The sequence below is a fragment of the Streptomyces sp. NPDC051173 genome (assembly GCF_040689515.1).
Classification (GTDB): domain Bacteria; phylum Actinomycetota; class Actinomycetes; order Streptomycetales; family Streptomycetaceae; genus Streptomyces.
In genome coordinates this window covers 1-3,842 of the sequence record NZ_JBFBBD010000151.1, presented here as the reverse complement: position 1 = coordinate 3,842, position 3,842 = coordinate 1, and the positions used below count along the sequence as shown (strand labels likewise).

The following is a 3,842-nucleotide window of genomic DNA, read 5'->3' as shown; positions in this document are numbered from 1 at the left end:
CACGGAGGACTAGTCCACGACGAGGGCCGACCGGAAAGAGATGACGGCCAGTGACCGGCAGTCCTCAGTGTCTGTGAGGACTGCCGGTCACCGGCCGACCGGCCACCCACGAGGTGGCCACAAGCCTTGCCACCGGCCTTACTTGGGATCGCCGTCGAACTTCGCGGCGGACCAGAAGTAGCCGAGCACCGCGAGGCCGACGCACCAGGCCACCGCCAGCCAGCCGTTGTCGCCGATCTCGCCGCCGAGCAGCAGGCCCCGGAGGGTTTCGATGGCCGGGGTGAACGGCTGGTACTCGGCGATCGGCTGGAACCAGCCCGGCATCGCGTGGACCGGGACGAAGGTGCTGGAGAGCAGCGGCAGCAGGATCAGCGGCATCGCGTTGTTGCTCGCGGCCTCCGCGTTCGGGCTGATCAGGCCCATGCCGACCGCGATCCAGGTGAGCGCCGTGGCGAAGAGCACGAGGAGCCCGAACGCCGCCAGCCACTCCAGGACGCCGGCGTCCTTGGACCGGAAGCCGATGGCCACGGCGACGCCGCCCACGAGGACCACGCTCATGACGCACTGCAGCACGCTGCCGACGACGTGCCCGACGAGCACCGAACCTCGGTGGATGGCCATCGTGCGGAAGCGGGCGATGATGCCTTCGGTCATGTCGTTGGAGACGGAGACCGCGGTGCCGATCGTGGTACTGCCGATGGTCATCAGCAGCAGGCCCGGGACCAGGTACGCGATGTACGCGGAGCGGTCCGCGCCGCCGCCGATGCCCGCGCTCATCACGTCACCGAAGACGTAGACGAAGAGCAACAGCAGCATGACCGGGGTGAGCAGCAGGTTCAGGGTGAGCGACGGATAGCGCCGCGCGTGCAGGAGGTTGCGGCGCAGCATCGTGGACGAGTCGCGCACGGCGAGGGAGAACCGGTTCGGGCGGGCGGGACCCAGGGGGGCCAGAGAGGTGCTCATCGGACGGTCTCCTTGGGCTGGACGGGGACGCGGGCGGGGCCGGTCAGGGCGAAGAACACGTCGTCGAGGTCGGGGGTGTGCACGGTCAGCTCGTCCGCCTCGACACCGGCCGAGTCCAGCCAGTCGAGGACGGAGCGCAGTTCGCGCTGGCTGCCGTCGCTGGGGATCTGGAGCGCCAACGCCTCGTCGTCCCTGGTGACTTCGCGCAGCGCGAGGGCGGCGGAGCGGTAGGCGAGCGGGTCGGTGAAGCGGAGCCGGATGTGCCCGCCCGGGACGATCCGCTTGAGCTCCTCGGCGGTGCCCTCCGCGGCGATCTTCCCGTCGTCGAGCACGGCGATGCGGTCGGCGAGCTCGTCGGCCTCCTCCAGGTACTGCGTGGTGAGGAAGACGGTGACGCCGCCCCCGACGAGCTCGCGGATGATCTGCCACATGGTGTGGCGGCTGCGCGGGTCGAGGCCGGTGGTCGGTTCGTCGAGGAAGATGATCCGCGGGCCGCCGACCAGGGTCATGGCGATGTCGAGGCGGCGCTTCATGCCGCCGGAGTAGGTGGAGGCGGGCTTCTTCGCGGCGTCGGCCAGGTCGAACCGCTCCAGCAACTCGGCGCAGACCCGCCGCCCTTCGCGCTTGGACAGGTGGTGCAGGTCGGCCATGAGGAGCATGTTCTCCTCGCCGGTGATCAGGCCGTCGACCGCGGAGAACTGCCCGGTGACGCCGATCGCGGCGCGTACCGCCTGCGGGGCGGCGGCGAGGTCGTGGCCGCCGACGCGGATGCCGCCGGAGGCGGGGTCGGGGGAGACGAGAGTGGAGAGGATCTTCACGGCCGTGGTCTTCCCGGCGCCGTTCGGGCCGAGCAGGGAGAAGATCGTTCCTTCGGGGACGGCCAGGTCGACACCGTCGAGGACGGTCCTGTCGCCGTAGGACTTGCGCAGCCCGTTCGCCGCGATGGCCAGGTCGGTCATGGGAGATGCTCCTTTTCACGGGCCGTTTCACAGGCCGCTTCACAGGCGGCTTCGCAAGGCCGCTTTGCAGGCAGGGCCGCGGGTCTACAGGCTGCGGGCGGTGATGTCGCCGTGGGAGGTGGTGGCGCGGATGTCGAGTCCGGCGGTGCCGTCGTTCTTGAGCGCGTTGCTGACGCGGCCGTAGCCGGTGCCGGCGTCCAGGGCGGCGGAGACTCCGCGAGCGGCGCCGACCGAGATGTCGCCGGACTGCGTACGGAGCACGACCGTGCCGCGCACGGCCTCGGCGATCCGGATGTCGCCCCTCGCGGTGCTGATCTCCGCGGGGCCGCCCAGCCGGCCGACCTCGACGTCGCCGTCGATCGCGGTGAGGCGGAGGCTCGCGGCCTCATCGATCTTGATCTGGCGGTACGCGCCGTCGAATTCGACGTCCCCGAGGCGGCCGACGCCGCGGAGCTCGGAAGCGGCGGCCTTGGCCTCGACGCGGGAGCCGGCGGGCAGTCGCACGGTGATCTCCAGGGCTCCGGAGGAGCCGAAGAGCTGGCTCCTGGACCCGGCGGTGCGGATGCGCAGGACGCCGTCGGCGTAGTCGACGGTGGTCTGCTCGGCGGCCTGGACGTCGCGGCCCTTGGAGGCGTTGGCGGGCAGGACCTCGACGGTGGTGTCGGCGCGGTCGGCGGCGATGAACTGGACGCGTCCGGCGGGGATGTCGAGGACGGCGGAGATCGGGGCGGGGGTGTCGAACTTCTGCATCGTGCGCTCCTTGGGCTCGTCGTTTCTTATGAGCGAAACGCTACGTTGCATTCACTATCTCGGCAACGACTTCGTTGCACGCGATCAGCATCAATGCAGGTCAATGCCCATAAATCGTTGCAGTAGCTCTGAGAGCTAACGCAACATCGACCACGCGCTCGTTGCAATGAACTGAGGGTGAACGCTATGCTGAGGGCTCCAAGGAGCACGAAGGAGACCGCGATGCCCGGAGGCAGGCTCACCCAGCAGGAACGCCGGCAGATCGCGTCGGGGCTGGCCGACGGCCTCGCCTACGCGGAGATCGCCCGACGCCTCGACCGTCCGACCTCGACGGTCACGCGCGAGGTGATGCGCAACGGCGGCCCCACCGCCTACCGCGCCGACGTGGCCCACCGCGCCACCGAACGCCGCTCCCACCGGCGCGGACAGGCCGCGCCCCGGGGGCCGGAGGCGGCCCCGCAGGCGCACGGGCGCGACGCCGAGGCCGTGCGGGAGTACGAGGAGGTGCTCACCACCGTCCTCATGCAGTCGGGCACGCCCAAGATGATGGCCAGGGTGCTGGCCTGCCTCTGCATCAGCGACACGGGCAGCCACACCGCGTCCGAACTCGTCCAGCGGCTCCAGGTCAGCCCGGCGTCCGTCTCCAAAGCGGTCGCGTTCCTGGAGAGCCAGGGTCTCGTCCGCCGGGAGCGCGACGAACGCCGCCGCGAGCGCTACGTCGTCGACGACGACGTCTGGTACCAATCGATGATGGCCAGCGTCCGCGGCACGATGCAGGTCGCCGAAGCCGCACGTCAGGGCGTCGGGGTCCTCGTCCCCGGCACCCCGGCCGCCAACCGCCTGGAGAACATCGCCCGCTTCCTCGACTTCGTCTCCGAAAGCCTCGCCCGCGCCGCGGACCAGGCCCGCGAAGTCCTCCACACGAAGTCCGGGCCGACGCCGTGACGGGTCGGCACGGTCAGCCCGCCGGCCGCGCCGCCAACCGGGGGTGGGTTACAGCCCGCTGGCCTGCGGCGGGCTTTTCCCCAGCCCCGCCCCTTCCCGAAACCGGGGCGCTGCCCCAGACCCCGCAACCCTTCGCGCGTTGTCCTCAAACTCCCCCAGCTACCGCTGGGGGAGTTTGAGGACGCGCCCGCAGGGCGCTGGGGTCCGGGGTCTCCCCGGTTTCGG

At 70.7% G+C, this 3,842-nt stretch carries 4 protein-coding genes; 1 reads left to right on the top strand and 3 read right to left on the bottom strand.

Translation table 11 applies throughout. The annotated features are described in order from the left end of the window. Nucleotides 1–138: 138 nt before the first annotated feature. The 3 genes from AB0435_RS33920 to AB0435_RS33910 all read right to left on the bottom strand — a co-directional run bounded on the left by AB0435_RS33920 (nt 139) and on the right by AB0435_RS33910 (nt 2,672). Nucleotides 139–963, bottom strand: a complete 825-nt coding sequence (locus AB0435_RS33920; protein WP_366008526.1) for an ABC transporter permease — start codon at nt 961–963, stop codon at nt 139–141. Further along, nucleotides 960–1,922 (bottom strand): ATP-binding cassette domain-containing protein, encoded by a 963-nt coding sequence (locus AB0435_RS33915; RefSeq protein WP_366428709.1) that lies wholly within the window; start codon nt 1,920–1,922, stop codon nt 960–962. Before AB0435_RS33915 ends, AB0435_RS33920 begins: the two co-directional genes overlap by 4 nt. A gap of 84 nt (nt 1,923–2,006) precedes the next feature. Continuing rightward, the gene (locus tag AB0435_RS33910) at nt 2,007–2,672 is read right to left on the bottom strand and encodes a DUF4097 family beta strand repeat-containing protein (protein WP_366428708.1); all 666 of its coding nucleotides are present in this window, start codon (nt 2,670–2,672) and stop codon (nt 2,007–2,009) included. Nucleotides 2,673–2,894: 222 nt separating this feature from the next. Between AB0435_RS33910 and AB0435_RS33905 the strand changes: the two genes are divergently transcribed. Further along, nucleotides 2,895–3,617: a helix-turn-helix domain-containing protein gene (locus AB0435_RS33905; RefSeq protein WP_366428707.1), complete on the top strand. Its 723-nt coding sequence runs from the start codon at nt 2,895–2,897 to the stop codon at nt 3,615–3,617. The last annotated feature ends 225 nt before the right edge of the window (nt 3,618–3,842 follow it).